Raw genomic sequence first — 16,673 nt, forward strand, 5'->3', positions numbered from 1 at the left:
CTATCCTCTCCCCTGAAGGGGAGAGGGCGGTTGGGGCTGCGGTGATGCTGTCGCCCGAGGAGTGGGGGATCGTCGCGCTGTCGCTGAAGGTCGGCGGCGTCGCGGTGCTCGCGACGCTTCCCGTCGCCTTCGGTCTTGCGTGGATTCTCGCGCGCTATCGCTTTCCGGGACGCGTGATCCTCGACGGGCTCGTCCATTTGCCGCTGGTGCTGCCGCCGGTCGTCACCGGCTGGTTGCTGCTCATCGCTTTCGGCCCGCTCGGTCCTGCCGGCCGCTGGCTCGAAAGCTGGTTCGGCGCGACGCTGATGTTCCGGTGGACCGGCGCCGCGCTCGCCGCGGCGATCATGGCGCTGCCGCTGATGGTGCGCGCGATGCGGCTATCGATCGAAGGGATCGACCGGCGGCTCGAGGGCGCGGCGCGCACATTGGGCGCCGGGCGCTGGCACGCCTTCCGCACGATCAGCCTGCCGCTCGCGCTCCCCGGCATCCTCGCCGCGCTCGTCCTCGGCTTCGCGCGCTCGATCGGCGAGTTCGGCGCGACGATCACCTTCGTCTCGAACATCCCGGGCGAGACGCGCACCTTGCCGCTCGCCATCTATTCGGCGCTGCAAGTGCCGGGCGGCGAGGCGATGGTGACGCGGCTCGCGCTGCTGTCGGTTGCCCTTTCGCTCGGCGCGCTCATTCTCTCCGAATGGCTCGTCCGCCGCACCCATGGCGAAAGGCAGCGCCGTGGCGATTGATATCGACGTGTCGCGTCGGCTCGGCGATCGGATCATCGCCGCGCGCTTTACGGCGGGGCCCGGCCTGACCGCGCTCTTCGGCCCGTCGGGTGCGGGCAAGACGAGCGTCCTCAACATGGTCGCGGGGCTGCTGAAGCCCGATCGCGGGCATATCCGCATCGGCGACCGCACCCTGTTCGACGGCGCGACCGACCTGCCGCCCGAGGCGCGCCGCGTCGGCTATGTCTTTCAGGACGGCCGGCTCTTCCCGCACCGCCGCGTCCGCGCGAACCTCGTCTACGGTCTCGACCTCGCGCCGCCGGGAAACCGCTGGATGGGCCTCGACGAAGCCGCGCGCTTTCTCGGCATCGGGCATCTGCTGGGGCGCTGGCCGCAAAGCCTTTCGGGCGGCGAGGCGCAGCGCGTCGCGATCGGCCGCGCGCTGCTCGCGGGTCCCGAAATCCTGCTGATGGACGAGCCGCTTTCGTCGCTCGACGCGGCGCGGCGCGGCGACATCATGGTGGTGATCGAGCGGATTCGCGACGAGCTCGAACTGCCGATCCTCTATGTCAGCCACGATCGCGCCGAAGTCGATCGGCTGGCGACGCAGGTCGTCGAGATCGGAGAATAAAGTTTCACTTGAAACCATTTTGATGATAGAAGTTGTCATATGGAAAGCCAGTTTACCCACGTCCACGACAGTCCGCCGCCGGGCGCCGCGGCCGACTGGACGATTTCGCAAAATTGGGACGCCTTCACCGCCGACGAACATGCGATGTGGGATCGCCTCTTCGCACGCCAGTCGGAGATGCTGCCCGGCCGTGCGTCCGAAGCCTTTCTGCGCGGTATCGACGTGCTCCGCCTCGAAAAGCCTGGCATTCCCGATTATCGCGAGCTCAACGCGCGGCTGATGGACGCGACGGGGTGGCAGGTCGTTGCGGTGCCGGGGCTCGTTCCCGACGACGTGTTCTTCGACCATCTCGCGAACCGGCGCTTTCCCGCGGGCAATTTCATCCGCACGCCCGAGCAGCTCGACTATCTTGAGGAACCCGATGTCTTTCACGACGTCTTCGGCCATGTCCCGATGCTCGCCGACCCGGTCTTCGCCGACTATATGGTCGCCTATGGCGAGGGCGGGCTGCGCAGCCTGAAATTCGACGCGTTGAAGCAGCTCGCGCGGCTTTACTGGTATACGGTCGAATTCGGCCTGATCCGCGAGGCGGAGGGCCTGCGCATCTATGGCGCGGGCATCGTTTCCTCCTTCGCCGAAAGCGTCTTCGCGCTCGATTCGGACAGTCCCAACCGCATCGGCTTCGACCTCGCGCGCGTGATGCGCACCGATTACCGGATCGACGATTTCCAGCAGAATTATTTCGTCATCGACAGCCTCGACCAGCTGTTGAGCACGACGGTGAACACCGATTTCGCGCCGCTCTATGCCGCGAACGCCGCGCTGCCGCCGATTCCGATCGCCGACATATTGCCTGGCGACGCGGTGATCACCCGCGGCACGCAGGACTATGCGCTCGCGAAGAGCGGCTGACGCTCAATCTTCGCCCCGGCGAACGGCCCCCACCAACCGGTTCCGATGTTGATAGGCTTCTCGGTCGGGCGGCAGGCTGTATATGCCGCGTAGCAGCGCCATGTCCTTGCCCGACAGATCGCGATGTTCCGGTTCCTCGCCGAACAGCCCCATGATCGAGTCCCTGGGCGGCGGCGGATCGCCGTTAAGTTCGGCGAGCGCGACCATCGCCGTATAGGACGCGACCGAATCGAGCAACGTACCGTCCGCCTGCTCGGCATCGACGATCACCGTCGCCGAGCGCAACGCGCGCACCACCTGCGTGCTGACGATGCTGCTGTTATATTGCTTGAGCACGCCGCTGTTGGTCGGCATGCCGTCGCGGCTTTCCTCGCGTGTGCCGTACCACCAGCGGATCGGCCCGCCGCCTTGCACCAGCCGTTCGCGTTCGGTCGGCGACAGGGCGGCGACCTGTCGCGGCGATTTATCGAAGATCGCACGGGTCAGGCCGTCGCCGTCGTCGGTGAAGATCACCGCAATATTCGGCGTGCAGGGCTTTGGCGCGATGGGCGCTCCCGCTGCTTCCGCGACGTCGCGGATCCGGTCGTCAACGATTCCCGCGACCTTGGCATCGACGCCGATCGTGCGGGGACAGACGGGTGCGATCCAGCGCGCGACGGGGTTCAGCGTGGCGACGCCCGTGCGGCGGACGAATTCGGCGGCACGTTTTCGCTCTTCACGCTTGGCGTCGGGGGTGCCGGTCACGATGATCGAATTGGGGTCCTCGCCGGCGGCGGGTGCGGCGGCGAGCAGCGCGAGGGCGGTAAACAAGCTCATGGCCGATTCTCCCGATGACGTGCCAAAAGCTAGCAAATCACCGGTAAAACTCAACTATTTGGCTACCAGCTCCCGAAACTGGCATCGGACGGGCTGGCCCGGTGCAGCGCGCGTTCCCTGCGCCGCCAGCCGTAACGGCGGCGCTTGACGAGCAGTAGGCACGGCCATTCGGCGCTGCCGCCGCGCGCGGCGAGGCGAAAGCCCTGCGCGCGATAGGCCGCGAGCACCGGCTCCATCTGCCGCGCGATCAGCCCCGCGAGGATCGCATGGCCGCCCGGCGCGGTCGCGGCGGCGATGTCGGGGGCGAGGGTGATCAGCGGGCCGGCGAGGATATTGGCGACGACGAGATCATAGGGCGCGCGGTGGCGGATCGCGGGATGGTCGGTCCCCGGAGCGACCGCGAGCGCGAGCCGTCCGCCGCCACGACCCAAGGGCACGCCGTTGATCCCCGCATTGTCGCGCGTGACATGGATGCTTGCGGGGTCGATGTCCGACGCGATGACCTTCGCGCGCGGCCACAATGCTATCGCGGCGAAAGCCAGCAGCCCCGTACCGGTGCCGATGTCGGCGATGTTGCGCGGGCTCGCGCCTTGCCGCGCCAGCCGGTCGAGCATGGCGAGGCAGCCCGCTGTCGTGTCGTGCCCGCCGGTGCCGAACGCCTGGCTCGCGTCGATCAGGAAGGGCGTCGTGCCGGGCGGGATGCGATCGGCGTAGCTGCTCGTATGGACGAAAAAGCGCCCCGCCTGCACGGGTTCGAGCCCCTGCTGCGACAGCGTGACCCAATCTTCTTCGGGCAGCTCCGCAACGATCGGCTCGGTGCCCTTCGCGCTCGGGACGAGCGACTGAAGCAGCGTCAGCAGCGCCGCGCCGGGTCTGTCGTCCATATAGGCGTCGAGCTGCCACAGCCCCGCATCCTCGTCGATCTCGCGCGTCACGACGACGGGCGCTTCCGGCATCGCGTCGAGCTCGGGAATTTCGCCCGACAGCGCCTCGGCCTCGTCGCGCGTGCAGGGGAGGGAGACGATCCAGCTCATCCCGTTTTTCCCGTCATCCCCGCGGAGGCGAGGATCCAGCTCTTCCAGCGCCAGAAGCTGGATCCCCGCCTCCGCGGGGATGACGAAATAGAAAGGTCAGCGCACATAGCTCGCGCCATTCACGTCGAGCACCGCGCCGGTCATCGACGCGGGCGCGTCGAGCGCACACCAGCGTGCCATCTCGCCCACTTCGTCGGGCATCGCGACGCGCCCCAGCGGAATGTCGGCGAGCAATTTGTCGCCGCCGCGGCTTCCGAGATAATCTTCGGCCATGCCCGTCATCGTGAAGCCCGGGCAGATCGCAAAGGCGAGGATGCCGTCCTTCGCATAGGCGCGCGCGATCGTCTTGGTCATCGCGACCATGCCCGATTTCGACGCCGCATAATGCCAGTGCGCGGGGCTGTCGCCGCGATAGGCGGCGCGGCTCGCGATATTGACGATGCGGCCAGGAGCGCCGCGTTCGTGCCAGTGCAGCACCGCATGGCGGCACAATTGCGCGCTCGCGGTCAGATTGACCTGCATCGTGCGGTTCCAGTTCGCGAGCCAGTCGGCGTTGGCGTCGCTCAGCGGGTTCGCCTCGAACACGCCCGCGTTATTCACCAGCACGTCGATGCGGCCGTCGAGCTTGTCGACGCTCGCCTGCCACAGCCGGTCGGGCGCCCTGGGATCGGACAGGTCGCCATCGGCGCTCGACAGCGCGACGACCTGCGTCGCGTCGGTGGTGAGGGCGTCGGCGATCGCGGCGCCGATGCCGCGGCTCGCGCCGGTGATCAGGATGTTCGTTGTCATGCTCCCGCCTTAGGCAGCGGGGCAGAACTTGCCAAGCGGGCGCAGTTGTAGTGCCTTCCCACTATTCGTCATCCCGGCGAAGGCCGGGATCTCACCCTCCGACCTGATGCACCGGCGAGATCCCGGCCTTCGCCGGGATGACGATGAAAAAAGTGAATTTATGCCACCCGGCGGCTGAATTCGCTCGCGGCCTGTTCGAGCTGCTGGAGGCGCCCGCCCATCTTGGCGAACTCCTGGCTCAGCACGCTGATCTCGTTCGCGACCATGCCCGAATCGTTGCGGATGCTCGCGATCGTCGACGACATCGAATCGGCGGCGAGCGCGGTTTCGTCAACCGCCGCGGTGATCGAGGTGACCGTCTGCGCCTGCGCGTCCATCGCGTCGCGGATGCGCTGCGCCGAGGTCTGCACCTCGACGATCGTCGCCTGGATCGACTGGTTGGCGGTCACCGACCCGCGCGTCGCCTGCTGGATCGCGGTGATCTTGCCCGCGATGTCGTCGGTCGCGCGCGCGGTCTCGTTGGCGAGGCTCTTCACCTCCTGCGCCACGACGGCAAAGCCGCGGCCCGATTCGCCCGCGCGCGCCGCCTCGATCGTGGCGTTGAGCGCGAGAAGATTGGTCTGCCCCGCGATCTCGCGGATCAGGCCGAGGATCGATTCGATCGATTCGGCGTGGTGCGACAGCGTTTCGGACATGGCGACGGCTTCGCCCGCCTGTTCGGACGCGCGCGTCGCGACGCTCGCCGACGCTTCGACTTCGCTGCGCGCATCCTCGATCGCGCGGATCAGCCCTGCCGCGGTCGACGCGGCCTCGCGCATCGCCATCGCTGATTGTTCGGACGCGGCGGCGACTTCGCTCGTCTTGGCGATCATGCCCTTCGCGGCGTGGTCGGCCGAGGCCGCCTGCCGCGCGAGCTGTTCGCGCACCCCGTCGGTGTCCTGCACCAGCGAGGCGATCGAGCGGTCGAAGTCGCCCGCGAGCGTCTGCCGTTCGCTCGAAAACACCGCGCGGTCGAGCTTCGCCGCGTAACGCTGCATGATGTCGAATTCGAGCAGCGCGAGCCGGTTGATCGCGCTCGTCAGCCGCGCCAGCCGCTCGGCATCGCCGATGCACGCCTCGACGACATATTCGATGGTCAGCCGCTGGCTCTCGGCGATGCACGACATGACCGAAGCGAGCGGCAGCTTGACGCGCCGCGCCATATGCGTGTTCTGGCACGCGATCGTCGCGACCTCCTGACCCGCGGCGTCGGCATATTTGACCGTCGTGTGGCGCGCGCTGCCGCGAACATAGCTGTCGTAAAGCTCTCCCTCGACCTTGCGGTCGACGCTGGGCAGCTGGTTGAACGCGTCCCAATAGGCGCGCGCGACCGCATCCTCGCGGCCGGCGATGATCGTGTGGATTTCCGCTCCGCAGGCGGCGAGATGGCCGTCGAGATCGTAATAGGGAAAACGCTCCGACATCAAAATCGGATCGATCTGCTGCTTATGAATCGGATTTTCCTTCACCATGATCCTGCTTCCCTGATCACCCCGAAGACGCGCGGGTCGGCCGCCCGCATTCATCCTGCGAAACTGGTGAACGGGATATGCGACGCGATTGGTAAATTCGCCGTTAACCGGTGGAAGGAAGCGGATAGCCCTCGAACGCCTTGATCGTGCGCAGCGCAAAGGCGCTGTGCATCGCCGCGACGCCGGGCAGGCGCGACAGGCAGTGGCGGTGCAGCCGGTCGAAATCGGCGACGCTGCGCGCCGCGACGCGCAGCCGGTAATCGGCGGCGCCCGACAGCAGCTGGCATTCCAATATCTCGTCGAAGCTTTTGACCGCGCTCTCGAACGCGGTCAGCGCTTCCTCGCTCTGCGACGTCAGGCTGATGTCGACGAAAACGTCGAGCCCCAGTCCGATCCGTTCGGGATCGAGCCTCGCCGCATAGCCGGTGATGATCCCCGCCGCTTCGAGCGCGCGGATGCGGCGGTGGCACGCCGAGGCCGAAAGCCCGACGACGTCGCCCAGTTCCGCCGCGGGGCGCGGACCGGTACGTTGCAGCAAGTCGAGCAGTTTCGCGTCGATCCGGTCGATCATTGTGCGTCCTTGGTCCGATTCACGCAAAATTCGTGCGCGTTACTCGCGAATCCGGCCAGCATATGCAAGCACCTCGCGGCGCTTTTCTGCTAAAAGCGCCGGCAAGTTTTCGGCGGTCCCTGTCGGCCGCCGGCGACAATCATATCCGGAGAGCGACCATGATCATCGGCACCCCCAGGGAAATCAAGAATCACGAATATCGCGTCGGCCTGACCCCCGAAAGCGCGCGCGAACTCGTCGTCCACGGCCACCGCGTGCTGGTCGAGACCGGCGCGGGCGAAGGCATCGGCGCGCACGACCGCTTCTACGAACAGGCGGGCGCCGAGATCGTCGCGACCGCCGAAGAGATTTTCGCGCAGTGCGACATGGTAGTGAAGGTCAAGGAGCCGCAGCCGGTCGAGCGCGCGATGCTGCGCGAGGGCCAGATCCTCTACACCTATCTCCACCTCGCGCCCGATCCCGACCAGACGCGCGACCTGATGAAGTCGGGCGCGGTGTGCATCGCCTATGAAACCGTCACCAGCCCGCACGGCGGCCTGCCGCTGCTCAAGCCGATGAGCCAGGTCGCGGGGCGCATGTCGATCCAGGCGGGTGCGACCGCGCTCGAAAAGGCGCATGGCGGCCGCGGCGTGCTGCTTGGGGGCGTTCCCGGGGTCGCGCCGGGCAAGGTCTGCGTGATCGGCGGCGGCGTCGTCGGTTTCAACGCGGCGCAGATGGCGGCGGGGCTCGGCGCCGACGTCACCATCCTCGACCGCGATCCCGAGGTGCTCGAGCGCGTCGGCACTTTCTTCGAAGCGCGCGCGAAGACGCGCTTCTCGAACCGCGCGAACCTCGCCGAATGCGTCGCCGAGGCCGACCTCGTCATCGGCGCGGTGCTGATCCCCGGCGCCGAGGCGCCCAAGCTGGTGACGCGCGAGATGCTCGGCACGATGCGTCCGGGTTCGGTGCTCGTCGACGTCGCGATCGATCAGGGCGGCTGCTTCGAGACGAGCCATGCGACGACGCACGCCGATCCGACCTATGTCGTCGACGGCATCGTCCATTATGCCGTCGCGAACATGCCGGGCGCGGTCGCGCGCACCAGCACCTACGCGCTCAACAACGTCACGCTGCCGCACGCGCTGCGCATCGCCGACCTCGGCTGGAAAGAGGCGCTGCGCCGCGATCCGCATCTTTTGCAGGGCTTGAACGTTTGGAATGGCAAGGTGACGTTCGAGGCCGTAGCCGAAGCGATCGGAACCGATTATGTGCCTGTCGAACAGGCGCTCGCCTGACAGGACCATGAAGGACATAGAAAGACGATGACCGACCAAGCGCCGCCTCCCCCGCCGCACAACGAGGATAGGCAAGAAAATGAAGTGCTGCGCGCCGCGCGCGAATTGCAGCAGCAAAAGGAAGCGGCCGACGCCACCGAGGCGGCTGACGCGGCCAAGGGCAAGCGCGGCTGGAAGACGGCGGCGGCGGCGGGGCTCGGCATCGGTTCGGCGGCGGTGATCGCCGCGCTGCTTTATGTAAACCGCGACAAGATCAAGTGATGCCGGCCTGAGAGGCGGCCATGCGCGTTCTTGCCGCCAAGGAAATCGGCTTGGGGTGGTGAGCGGACACTCAATCTCAATCTCAATGTTCGTCATTCCCGCGAAAGCGGGAACCCAGTGTGGGATCAACCTACGCATTCTCTGGGTCCCCGCTTTCGCGGGGATGACGAAGTGAGGGAACGGCCGCCTTCGCTCGTTTCCAGACCGTCCTCGATGCGAACGGATCAGGCAACTTGACGTTCGCAACGGATCGAAACCGCGCGAACGCCCCCAATCACCTTATGAAGGCGCCGGCCACAAATTATAAATTGCAAATGACTCGCAATAACATATAAGCCCGCCGACGTTGCGCCGATGCGCGTTGGAAAGGGAATCGATGTACGCCTTTGTCGACCGGCCGGTGGAAAGCCTCTGCAACAGCGGGCGTTTCCTGCTCTGGGCGATGCGGGCGTGGGTCTCGGCCGCCGAGCGCGGGCGGTGTCCGCCGCAGATGCTGCACCGCGGGTTTTCCGCCGTGAATGCGGCGCGCGCGCTGCCCGATTTCCATGTCGCGATGGTGCTGCTCGGCGGCGACGCCGTCGAAACGCTCGTCCTCGCACCTCTGCCGTGCCTCCAGATTTCAGAGGATGAAGCAATTCTGCTTGGACTCTGGCGCGATATTTCGCTTGAGAGCACCGCAAATGCCCATGCGACGCTGGCCTTGCTGGCCGAGGGAGACAGCGCCGGCCCGATCGCAAAGGCGATGGGCGCCGCGATCGACCGGTTGCTCGCGGCGGGTTTCGACATGCCGGCTCTCGCGGCCGGCGCCATGACACATCAGGAAAGTCCAAAGTGATGAGTGACCGTATTGCCGAAGCCGCCAAGCTGGCCCCTTCCGCCTCGCTGACCGTCGAGGAGGTGCGCTCGGTGCGCCACTGGAACGAGCATCTGTTCAGCTTCACCATCACCCGCCCGCCGAGCTTCCGCTTCCGCTCGGGCGAGTTCGTGATGATCGGCCTGCCGGGCGAAGGACGCCCCTTGCTGCGCGCCTATTCGATCGCCAGCCCCGCCTATGCCGATGAGCTCGAATTCCTGTCGATCAAAGTGCCCGACGGCCCGCTGACCTCGCGACTCCAGAAAATCCAGCCGGGCGATCCCGTCTACCTCGGCCGCAAGCCGACCGGCACGCTCGTCGCCGACGCGCTGCTGCCGGGCAAGCGGCTGTTCATGCTGTCGACCGGCACCGGGCTCGCGCCCTTCCTCAGTCTCGCGCGCGATCCCGACATCTATGACCGCTTCAACCAGATCGTCATCGTCCATTGCGTGCGGCAGGTCAGCGACCTCGCTTTCCGCGAAGAGCTCGAAAGCCAGCTCGCCGGCGACCCGCTGGTACAGGATCAGGCGCTGCTGCAATTCCATTACCTGCCGACGGTGACGCGCGAGCCCTTCCGCACCACCGGCCGCATCGACGCGCTGATCGCCGACGGGTCGCTCTTCGGTCACCCGCTGACTGGCCCGGCCGCTTTCGATCCTGCGACCGACCGCGTCATGATGTGCGGCAGCATGGCGATGATCCGCGATCTTCAGGCGCGCTTCGAGGAACTCGGCTTCCAGGAAGGGTCGAACGCGGCGCCCGGCGACTTCGTGATCGAGCGCGCCTTCGTCGGCTGAGGTTCGACGGCCGCCGACGGCCGCTGGCGGCCTGAAACCCCGTAAAGATTTCGCCATCGCGAGCGTGCGGTGCGCGCGATCGATGATATAGTCGGCGCCGATGACGAACCGGACGGGCGGACATGACTGACGCAATCCTGCATCTCGCGATCAATTTCGCGGGGCTGCTCGCGCTGATCCTGCTGTTGTGGGGCGTCGCGACGCTGATCCGCGACGTCTCTTTCATCGATGCCTTTTGGGCGTTCGGCATGGTGCTGCTTGCATGGGGAACGGCGTGGCAGGCCGGTATCGAGGCGCCGCATGCGAAGCTGCTCCTCGGCCTCGTGACTTTGTGGGGGCTCAGGCTCGCGATCCACCTCATGATCCGCTGGGCGCGCGACGGCGAGGATCCGCGCTACCGGAAAATGCTCGCGAACCGGATCGAGAAGCGGAAGTGGAGCTGGGCGAAGACCGCGCTGCTTACCGTCTTCCTGACACAGGCGCCCTTGCTCTTCCTCACCTGCCTGCCCGCGCAAATCGGTATCTGGGCGAGCGCGGGCACCCCGCAGAACGTCGGTCTTATCGGATGGCTCGGCGCCGCCGCGGCACTCGCCGGCACCGCGTTCGAAAGCATCGGCGACGCGCAGCTCGACGCCTTCCGCAAGGATCCCGCGAACCGGGGCAGGGTGCTCGACACCGGCCTGTGGCGCTATACGCGCCATCCCAATTATTTCGGCGACGCGCTGAGCTGGTGGGGCATCTGGCTCGTCGTGCTCGATCTCGGCTGGGAACCCGCGCTCGCGAGCGTCATCGGGCCGGTCTTCCTGACCTTCACCCTCACCAGATGGTCGGGCAAGGCCTTGCTCGAAAAGGGGCTGCACAAGACGCGGCCCGCTTATGCCGACTATGTCAAACGCACCTCGGGCTTCATTCCATGGCCGCCAAAGACCAAGGGTTAGGCGACGCAGAAAACCCCGCCGACGTCTCGGCGCTCGGCGACGCGCCGCGCATCCGCGCGATCCTGATCGAGGCGGCGCGCGCGGGACGCAGCGTCAGCTATTCCGAACTGCTCGGCGATTTGGGCTTCCGTTTCACCCGGCCCAAGATGCGCGCGGTGTGCCGGACGCTCGAAGAGGTCGACCGGCTGAGCGCGGCGGACGGCGAGCCCGACCTTGCGGTGCTGGTGGTGCGCGAATCGGATCGCTTGCCGGGGCAGGGCTGGTGGGTCGGCGGCACCGCGCTGCTCCTCGGCTACGACGGGCCGTGGGAGGGCGCCGCGGCGGCGCGCTTCATTCGCGAGCAGCAGCAGGCGGTGTTCGATTATTGGGCTGGGCGATAGGGTAGGCCTCAGTCGCCGGTGAAGCCCCGCGCCGCCAGCCAGCTCGCCAGCAGCGCGAAATATTCGGGCGAATCGGGGCGTTCGGTGCCGTCGTGCTTGGGGTCGAGCGACGTCTTGAGGTCGACCGACATCTGCATCGCATGGTCGGCGCCCGCGATCACATGCACCTCCATATTGGGCATCTGCGGCGCGATGGCTTTCAGGCGCTCGGCCGAATCGGCGACCGGGACCACCGCATCGTCGGCGCCAAAGAGGATGAGCGTCGGCACGGCGACCGCCTTCAGATTGACCAGCGGATCATTTTCGATCTCCTTGCGCCAGCCCGACACGTCGCGGTCGCGGAAGGTTTCGCCCATGTAGAGATATTTGAACCACGGCTTGGTCTTGATTCCGTCGAGCTTCGCCTGCGCCTCGGCGCGGCTTACCGTGCCGCGCATATAATCGTCGACGGCCTTTCGCGCCGCGACCATCTGGTCGATGTCGGCCTGTGAATAGCCATTGGCCTTCAGATGATTGGTCGAGGAAAAGATCATCTGGACATCGGCGGTGACGACCGGCGCCGACACCGCGATCACGAAGGCGATGTCAGGGCTTCGCGACGCGGCGAGCGGCGAAATCCAGCCGCCCTGGCTCAGCCCCCACGTCCCGATGCGCCGCGGATCGATGCGCGGATCGGTTTTCAGGCTCTGGACGGCGGCGATCGCATCGTCGGCGAGGATGGTGAAGTCGCCCCCGGCATCTTTCGAGCCCGATTGGCCCGATCCGCGCCGGTCGTAAGTGAAGACGGCGATGCCCAGCGCGGGCAGGATCGTCTTCAGATGATCGTAGAGCGAAGCCGAACGCAGCGGCGACGAGGCGCTGTGCGTCACGACGATCGCGGCGACGGGCTTGCCGCTGACCGGCAGGTGGAGCGTTCCCGACAGCTCGGCATCGCCGCTGGTGAACCGGCGATCCTCGGTCACCACCTCGGTCGTCGCGGGCGCGCTCCACGGCAGGCTGGAGGGCTTTGCCGCCGCTGCCACGGGGTGCAGCACGCCGAGGGCTGCGGCGAAGGCGAAACAGATGGCGGCGGGTCGCATAGAATGTCTCCAGGAACGGCCTGTCGGCGGGACGCGGTGAGGAGCGGCCCTTCTTGCAGCGGGGCCGGCGAACGCCAACCGGTCATCGGCGAACGTTCGACTCCCGCCGGTGAACGGTGGTGCTGCTCGAGCCCCGGTGACCCAGCGCCGCTATTTCTTCAGCCCGATCTCGCGCAGCCGTTCCTGCAGGTAATCGTCGGCGGTGATCGGCGTCGGATAAAGGTTCGGATGCGACGCGTCGATGCAGCTTGCGAGCGTTTCGATCACATAGTCCGAACGGAAGTGGAGGAAGAAGGGCATCGAATAGCGCGCGACGCTCGCGCGGCCCGCATCGGGGTTGCGAACGCGGTGCGTGGTGGAGGGCAGGCGGTTGTTGGTCAGCCGCTGGAGCATGTCGCCGACATTGACCGCCATCGCGCCCGGTGGCGGCGAGACGGGAAGCCAGCTGCCGTCCTTGTCGAGGATTTCGAGCCCCGCTTCCTCGGCGCCGAGCAGGAGCGTGATCGTGTTGATATCCTCATGCGCTTCGGCGCGGATGCCCTTCGCGGGCGCCTCGACGGGCGGATAATGGAGCAGGCGCATCACGCTGTTGCCGTCGGCGACGGTGTCGTCGAAGAAATCGGGGGCGAGGCCGAGATAGCGCGCGATCCCCGACAGCAGGCGGCCGCCGACGCGATCGAACTCGGCGAAGAGCTTGTCATAGACGGCGCGGAAGCCGTCGACTTCGGCGGGCCAGACATTGTTCGGCTGCTGCGCGGCGAGGCGGTGGCCGGCGGGCAGGTCGCGGCCGACGTGCCAGAATTCCTTGAGGTCGACCTCCTTCGCGCCCTTGGCGATCTCGGTCCCGAACGGCGTATAGCCGCGCGCGCCGCCGCCGCCGGGGATGTGGTAGGCGCGCTTCGTCTCTTCGGGCAGCGCGAAAAACGCCTTCGCCCTCGCCCAGGCGTCGTCGATCAGCACCGGATCGATGCCGTGATCGGTGATCATCGCGAAGCCGAAGCGTTCGAACGACGCCCCGAAATCCTTTGCGAAGCGGTCGGCGGGAAGCGACATGGAAATGACGGGAACGGCAGCGGTCATGCGATTGAAGTCCATCTGAAAAAGAGGCGGCGCCCGCGGGCGCGTCATGCACCCCGATTTAGGCGCTGGTGCGCGCGGGTTAAAGGGAAAAAGGCGGTTCCGCCCCGCGCGCGCTTCGGCTAAGCCCGCCGCCATGGCAAAGCAATATTGGCTGATGAAATCCGAACCCGACGCCTATGCGTGGGACCAGCTGGTCAAGGACGGCACTGGCATCTGGGACGGGGTGCGCAACCACACCGCCAAGCTCAACATGATGGCGATGAAGAAGGGCGACGAGGCGCTCTTCTATCACAGCAATATCGGCAAGGAATGCGTCGGGATCATGGAGATCACCGAGGAAAGCTTCCCCGATCCGACCGCCGAAGAGGGTTCGCCCTGGGTGGTGGTGCGCGTCGCGCCGGTGCGCGCGCTCGCGCATCCGGTGACGCTCGCGGCGATCAAGGCCGACCCGAAGCTCGCCGACATGGACCTGATCCGCCAGTCGCGGCTGTCGGTCGGGCGGGTGACGCCCGCCGAATGGAAGCATATCTTGAAGAAGTCGGAAAAGCCCGGGGGCTGAACCGGAGGATATGGGGTTTCCGGCTTCCCTCCCCCTTGATGGGGGAGGCAGCGAGACTTGCGAACTTGTTCGCTAGTCGCAGCGGTGGGGGTGGGGCCTCGTCCCGAAACGACGGTGCGCGAACGCGCCGTCACCCCCATCCAACTCCGCCTAATCGCTTCGCGATAAGGCTCCATATCCTTCCCCCATCAAGGGGGAAGGGAGCCGTTTCTATCCTTGCCGCAATTTCGCCTGCAGATGCTGCGCGACCGATACATGGAGCGGGTGGACGAACTCGCAGCCGTAATTATTGCCGTCGGCGCGGCGGACGATCGCTTCGAGGGGCTGGAGCCCGGGCAGGTTCACCCAGACATGCTTGCCGATCTGCGGCCGGAACGACGTCACCATGCGAAAGCCGGTCGACGACAGGTCGAACAATTCGACGTCGAAAGGGTTGAGCCCCGGCTCGCGAAAGCGCGCGCGGGCGGTCACGGGCGCTCGCTCGGCGCCGCGCCCACCCTTGGGCGCCTTTCTGGTTTCAACGGTGCGATTCCCCAACACGGATCCGGTCCCTGCTTTTCCTGCTTGGTCGAGCGGGATTTACGGGCCCGCTGGTTACCGCAAAGTGAAGCGATATGGTGAAGTTCGTCTATACCGGCGGCGCGTCGCCGACCGCCATCGACTGGCCGGGAAAAGGGCGCGCAAGCGCCACCGCGGCGCGCCATTCGCCGCTCAGCCAGGTCGCATGATCGCCGGGATGCAGGATCACCGGTATCCCCTTTGGCTGATGATGCGCGACCAGCCGGTTCGCCTCGGTCGTCAGCATCGCGAAGCACGGCCAGTCCTCGCTTTGCCGCAGGATGCCGGCGAAGGCGAAGACCGGCTGCGACGGCACCGAAAACCAGAGCTGGCGTCGCGCGCCTTCGCTTCCCGACCAGCAGGAAAAGGCGGTCGCGGGGATCAGGCAGCGCAGTTCGGCATGGCGCAAGGTGCCGATCCAGAAGGGGCTGGTCAGGTTGCGGACGTGCGTGACCGGCCGGCTGCCCTGCGGCGGGGGCGGCACGCCCCACAATGCGGGGCGCAGCCAGCGCCGCGATCCGCCGCGCCCGTCGCTGACGATCACCGGCGCGGGGCGCGCGGGCGCGACATAGTCGCCCGTCCACGGGTCGCCTCCCGCCTCGGCGCTGAAAGCGGCGGCGATCGCGCTTGCGGGGGCGTCGAGGCGGTATAGGCTCGTCATCGGTCCTTCGTCAGTCGATGCCGCGCACCCGTCCGCGTCCGGCCTTGATGCTGCTGCGCGCCTTCTTGCTGTCGACGCGCTTCGCCTTGGCGGCCTTGCTCGGCTTGGTCTTGATGCGGCGTTCGGGGCGAACGAGCGCGGCATCGACCAGCTCGTTCAGCCGCGCGCGTGCGTCGGCGCGGTTCGCTTCCTGGGTGCGGAAACTGCGCGCGAGGATGACGAGTTCGCCCGCCGCGGTCATCCTGCTTCCGGCGAGCGTCTTGAGCCGGCGATAGGCGTCGGGCGCGAGCCCGAGCGCGAAAACATCGACGCGTAGCTGGCACGCGGTCGCGACCTTGTTGACATTCTGGCCCCCCGGACCCGACCCCGCGAGAAACTTCTCGGTGATCGCGCTTTCGGGGATGTCAGCCACGGGTCGGCGATGCGCCTTCGGGGGCGGCGAAGCCCAGTGCGACGAAGGCGTCGGGGAAGGGCGCCTCGGCGATTATCGACGGCTTGACGTCACGTTTCACGACCAGCCGTTCGGCGTGGAGCAGGGTGCGCGTCTTCGGTCCGCCGCGGCCGTAGACGGGGTCGCCGGCGAGCGGAAAGCCCAGCCCTTCGAGCGCGTGGACGCGCAGCTGATGGGTGCGGCCGGTTTCGGGGCGGAAGCGGAGCAGGCTGCGGCCTTGGGCGATGGCGAGCTTTTCCCAGTGCGACACCGACGGCTTGCCTTTCGGATCGCCGACCATGCGCCAGCCGGTCTCGGCGGTCGAGACCTTGGCGAGCGGCAGGTCGATCGTGCCGCTATCGGCTTCGGGTACGCCATCGACGATCGCAAGATATTGCTTCTCGACCTCGCGGCTTTCGAACGCGCGGGTGAAGCGGCCGTGCGCCTTGGGATTGCGCGCGAGCAGCAGGCAACCCGAGGTGTCGCGATCGAGCCGGTGGACCGCGAGCGGCCAACGCTTGAAACCGAAGCGCAGCGAATCGAGATGATTCTCCAGGCTGAGACTGCCGTCGCGCGGCGCGTCGACGGGAAGCCCCGCGGGCTTGTCGATGACGAGCGCCTCGCCATCGAGGAAAAGAACGCGATCTGAAAGGAGCATGGCGCGCTATAGGGCGCGCGCCGCTCGGTCGAAAGCGGAAACCGCCGCGGCGACGGAATCGTGCAAGGGAAGATCGGCTTGGAGGTGGTGAGTTGCCATTGCGATCCATCAAGCCCCTCCCCTTCAGGGGAGGGGTTGGCGTGGGGGCCATCGGCCTTGCGC

At 66.9% G+C, this 16,673-nt stretch carries 21 protein-coding genes; 10 read left to right on the forward strand and 11 right to left on the reverse strand.

The window, feature by feature from the left end:
- Positions 1-44: 44 nt before the first annotated feature.
- The 3 genes from modB to phhA are packed head-to-tail and all read left to right on the forward strand — an operon-like array spanning position 45 to position 2,262.
- Positions 45-740, forward strand: a complete 696-nt coding sequence (modB, locus tag QZL87_RS01270; RefSeq protein WP_295322826.1) for a molybdate ABC transporter permease subunit — start codon at positions 45-47, stop codon at positions 738-740.
- Entirely contained in the window at positions 730-1,350 is a 621-nt protein-coding gene (locus QZL87_RS01275) for an ATP-binding cassette domain-containing protein (RefSeq protein WP_295322829.1), read from the forward strand. The genes modB and QZL87_RS01275 overlap by 11 nt, the downstream gene beginning before the upstream one ends.
- Positions 1,351-1,389: 39 nt before the next feature.
- Entirely contained in the window at positions 1,390-2,262 is an 873-nt protein-coding gene (phhA, locus tag QZL87_RS01280; RefSeq protein WP_295322831.1) for a phenylalanine 4-monooxygenase, read from the forward strand.
- Between the two features lie 3 nt (positions 2,263-2,265).
- Here the strand turns inward: phhA and QZL87_RS01285 are convergent, their stop codons facing one another.
- From QZL87_RS01285 to QZL87_RS01305, 5 genes are all read right to left on the reverse strand, one after another.
- On the reverse strand, positions 2,266-3,078 hold the full coding sequence (locus tag QZL87_RS01285; RefSeq protein WP_295322833.1) for a hypothetical protein: 813 nt from the start codon (positions 3,076-3,078) through the stop codon (positions 2,266-2,268).
- 62 nt (positions 3,079-3,140) lie between these two features.
- A complete protein-coding gene (locus QZL87_RS01290; protein ID WP_295322836.1) occupies positions 3,141-4,112 on the reverse strand; it encodes a 50S ribosomal protein L11 methyltransferase in 972 nt (323 codons plus the stop codon).
- Between the two features lie 96 nt (positions 4,113-4,208).
- Positions 4,209-4,901, reverse strand: coding sequence for an SDR family oxidoreductase (locus QZL87_RS01295; RefSeq protein WP_295322838.1), 693 nt, complete (start codon positions 4,899-4,901; stop codon positions 4,209-4,211).
- Between the two features lie 158 nt (positions 4,902-5,059).
- Positions 5,060-6,412, reverse strand: a complete 1,353-nt coding sequence (locus tag QZL87_RS01300; protein ID WP_295322841.1) for a methyl-accepting chemotaxis protein — start codon at positions 6,410-6,412, stop codon at positions 5,060-5,062.
- 103 nt (positions 6,413-6,515) lie between these two features.
- A complete protein-coding gene (locus QZL87_RS01305) occupies positions 6,516-6,983 on the reverse strand; it encodes an Lrp/AsnC family transcriptional regulator (protein WP_295322843.1) in 468 nt (155 codons plus the stop codon).
- Positions 6,984-7,141: 158 nt separating this feature from the next.
- Between QZL87_RS01305 and ald the strand changes: the two genes are divergently transcribed.
- From ald to QZL87_RS01335, 6 genes are all read left to right on the forward strand, one after another.
- A complete protein-coding gene (gene ald / locus QZL87_RS01310) occupies positions 7,142-8,257 on the forward strand; it encodes an alanine dehydrogenase (RefSeq protein ID WP_295322845.1) in 1,116 nt (371 codons plus the stop codon).
- Positions 8,258-8,284: 27 nt separating this feature from the next.
- Positions 8,285-8,518: a hypothetical protein gene (locus QZL87_RS01315; protein ID WP_295322847.1), complete on the forward strand. Its 234-nt coding sequence runs from the start codon at positions 8,285-8,287 to the stop codon at positions 8,516-8,518.
- 376 nt (positions 8,519-8,894) lie between these two features.
- Entirely contained in the window at positions 8,895-9,353 is a 459-nt protein-coding gene (locus QZL87_RS01320; RefSeq protein WP_295322850.1) for a hypothetical protein, read from the forward strand.
- Complete coding sequence (locus tag QZL87_RS01325) at positions 9,353-10,168, forward strand: ferredoxin--NADP reductase (protein ID WP_295322852.1); 816 nt, start codon at positions 9,353-9,355, stop codon at positions 10,166-10,168. The genes QZL87_RS01320 and QZL87_RS01325 overlap by 1 nt, the downstream gene beginning before the upstream one ends.
- Before the next feature lie 122 nt (positions 10,169-10,290).
- The gene (locus tag QZL87_RS01330) at positions 10,291-11,106 is read left to right on the forward strand and encodes a DUF1295 domain-containing protein (protein ID WP_295322854.1); all 816 of its coding nucleotides are present in this window, start codon (positions 10,291-10,293) and stop codon (positions 11,104-11,106) included.
- Positions 11,082-11,486: a ribose-phosphate pyrophosphokinase gene (locus QZL87_RS01335; RefSeq protein ID WP_295322857.1), complete on the forward strand. Its 405-nt coding sequence runs from the start codon at positions 11,082-11,084 to the stop codon at positions 11,484-11,486. The genes QZL87_RS01330 and QZL87_RS01335 overlap by 25 nt, the downstream gene beginning before the upstream one ends.
- Before the next feature lie 8 nt (positions 11,487-11,494).
- On the opposite strand, the gene QZL87_RS01340 is transcribed toward QZL87_RS01335, so the two are convergent.
- Positions 11,495-12,565 carry an alpha/beta fold hydrolase gene (locus tag QZL87_RS01340; protein WP_295322859.1) on the reverse strand — a complete coding sequence of 357 codons (1,071 nt, stop codon included), beginning with the start codon at positions 12,563-12,565 and terminating at the stop codon, positions 11,495-11,497.
- A gap of 150 nt (positions 12,566-12,715) precedes the next feature.
- Positions 12,716-13,645, reverse strand: coding sequence for a 2-oxoglutarate and iron-dependent oxygenase domain-containing protein (locus tag QZL87_RS01345; RefSeq protein ID WP_295322862.1), 930 nt, complete (start codon positions 13,643-13,645; stop codon positions 12,716-12,718).
- A gap of 133 nt (positions 13,646-13,778) precedes the next feature.
- Here QZL87_RS01345 and QZL87_RS01350 point away from each other — a divergent pair, with 133 nt between their 5' ends.
- Positions 13,779-14,204, forward strand: a complete 426-nt coding sequence (locus tag QZL87_RS01350) for an EVE domain-containing protein (protein ID WP_295322864.1) — start codon at positions 13,779-13,781, stop codon at positions 14,202-14,204.
- A 210-nt stretch (positions 14,205-14,414) separates the two neighbouring features.
- Here the strand turns inward: QZL87_RS01350 and QZL87_RS01355 are convergent, their stop codons facing one another.
- The 4 genes from QZL87_RS01355 to QZL87_RS01370 all read right to left on the reverse strand — a co-directional run bounded on the left by QZL87_RS01355 (position 14,415) and on the right by QZL87_RS01370 (position 16,511).
- Positions 14,415-14,744 (reverse strand): PilZ domain-containing protein, encoded by a 330-nt coding sequence (locus tag QZL87_RS01355; RefSeq protein ID WP_295322867.1) that lies wholly within the window; start codon positions 14,742-14,744, stop codon positions 14,415-14,417.
- A gap of 88 nt (positions 14,745-14,832) precedes the next feature.
- Positions 14,833-15,423, reverse strand: a complete 591-nt coding sequence (locus QZL87_RS01360; RefSeq protein ID WP_295322870.1) for an SOS response-associated peptidase family protein — start codon at positions 15,421-15,423, stop codon at positions 14,833-14,835.
- A gap of 10 nt (positions 15,424-15,433) precedes the next feature.
- Positions 15,434-15,835: an alternative ribosome rescue aminoacyl-tRNA hydrolase ArfB gene (gene arfB, locus QZL87_RS01365; RefSeq protein WP_295322872.1), complete on the reverse strand. Its 402-nt coding sequence runs from the start codon at positions 15,833-15,835 to the stop codon at positions 15,434-15,436.
- Positions 15,828-16,511 (reverse strand): RNA pseudouridine synthase, encoded by a 684-nt coding sequence (locus QZL87_RS01370; protein ID WP_295322875.1) that lies wholly within the window; start codon positions 16,509-16,511, stop codon positions 15,828-15,830. The genes arfB and QZL87_RS01370 overlap by 8 nt, the downstream gene beginning before the upstream one ends.
- Positions 16,512-16,673 lie beyond the last annotated feature (162 nt).

This window comes from uncultured Sphingopyxis sp. (assembly GCF_900078365.1).
Lineage (GTDB): Bacteria > Pseudomonadota > Alphaproteobacteria > Sphingomonadales > Sphingomonadaceae > Sphingopyxis.

Excerpts from the sequence above, each read along its gene's own strand:
- QZL87_RS01360 (WP_295322870.1), bottom strand. The coding sequence starts at position 15,423 with ATGACGAGCCTATACCGCCTCGACGCCCCCGCAAGCGCGATCGCCGCC.
- QZL87_RS01345 (WP_295322862.1), bottom strand. The coding sequence starts at position 13,645 with ATGACCGCTGCCGTTCCCGTCATTTCCATGTCGCTTCCCGCCGACCGC.
- QZL87_RS01305 (WP_295322843.1), bottom strand. The coding sequence starts at position 6,983 with ATGATCGACCGGATCGACGCGAAACTGCTCGACTTGCTGCAACGTACC.
- QZL87_RS01350 (WP_295322864.1), top strand. The coding sequence starts at position 13,779 with ATGGCAAAGCAATATTGGCTGATGAAATCCGAACCCGACGCCTATGCG.
- QZL87_RS01285 (WP_295322833.1), bottom strand. The coding sequence starts at position 3,078 with ATGAGCTTGTTTACCGCCCTCGCGCTGCTCGCCGCCGCACCCGCCGCC.
- QZL87_RS01290 (WP_295322836.1), bottom strand. The coding sequence starts at position 4,112 with ATGAGCTGGATCGTCTCCCTCCCCTGCACGCGCGACGAGGCCGAGGCG.
- modB (WP_295322826.1), top strand. The coding sequence starts at position 45 with ATGCTGTCGCCCGAGGAGTGGGGGATCGTCGCGCTGTCGCTGAAGGTC.
- QZL87_RS01300 (WP_295322841.1), bottom strand. The coding sequence starts at position 6,412 with ATGGTGAAGGAAAATCCGATTCATAAGCAGCAGATCGATCCGATTTTG.
- QZL87_RS01335 (WP_295322857.1), top strand. The coding sequence starts at position 11,082 with ATGGCCGCCAAAGACCAAGGGTTAGGCGACGCAGAAAACCCCGCCGAC.
- phhA (WP_295322831.1), top strand. The coding sequence starts at position 1,390 with ATGGAAAGCCAGTTTACCCACGTCCACGACAGTCCGCCGCCGGGCGCC.
- QZL87_RS01320 (WP_295322850.1), top strand. The coding sequence starts at position 8,895 with ATGTACGCCTTTGTCGACCGGCCGGTGGAAAGCCTCTGCAACAGCGGG.
- QZL87_RS01370 (WP_295322875.1), bottom strand. The coding sequence starts at position 16,511 with ATGCTCCTTTCAGATCGCGTTCTTTTCCTCGATGGCGAGGCGCTCGTC.
- QZL87_RS01315 (WP_295322847.1), top strand. The coding sequence starts at position 8,285 with ATGACCGACCAAGCGCCGCCTCCCCCGCCGCACAACGAGGATAGGCAA.
- QZL87_RS01330 (WP_295322854.1), top strand. The coding sequence starts at position 10,291 with ATGACTGACGCAATCCTGCATCTCGCGATCAATTTCGCGGGGCTGCTC.
- QZL87_RS01325 (WP_295322852.1), top strand. The coding sequence starts at position 9,353 with ATGAGTGACCGTATTGCCGAAGCCGCCAAGCTGGCCCCTTCCGCCTCG.
- ald (WP_295322845.1), top strand. The coding sequence starts at position 7,142 with ATGATCATCGGCACCCCCAGGGAAATCAAGAATCACGAATATCGCGTC.
- QZL87_RS01340 (WP_295322859.1), bottom strand. The coding sequence starts at position 12,565 with ATGCGACCCGCCGCCATCTGTTTCGCCTTCGCCGCAGCCCTCGGCGTG.
- QZL87_RS01295 (WP_295322838.1), bottom strand. The coding sequence starts at position 4,901 with ATGACAACGAACATCCTGATCACCGGCGCGAGCCGCGGCATCGGCGCC.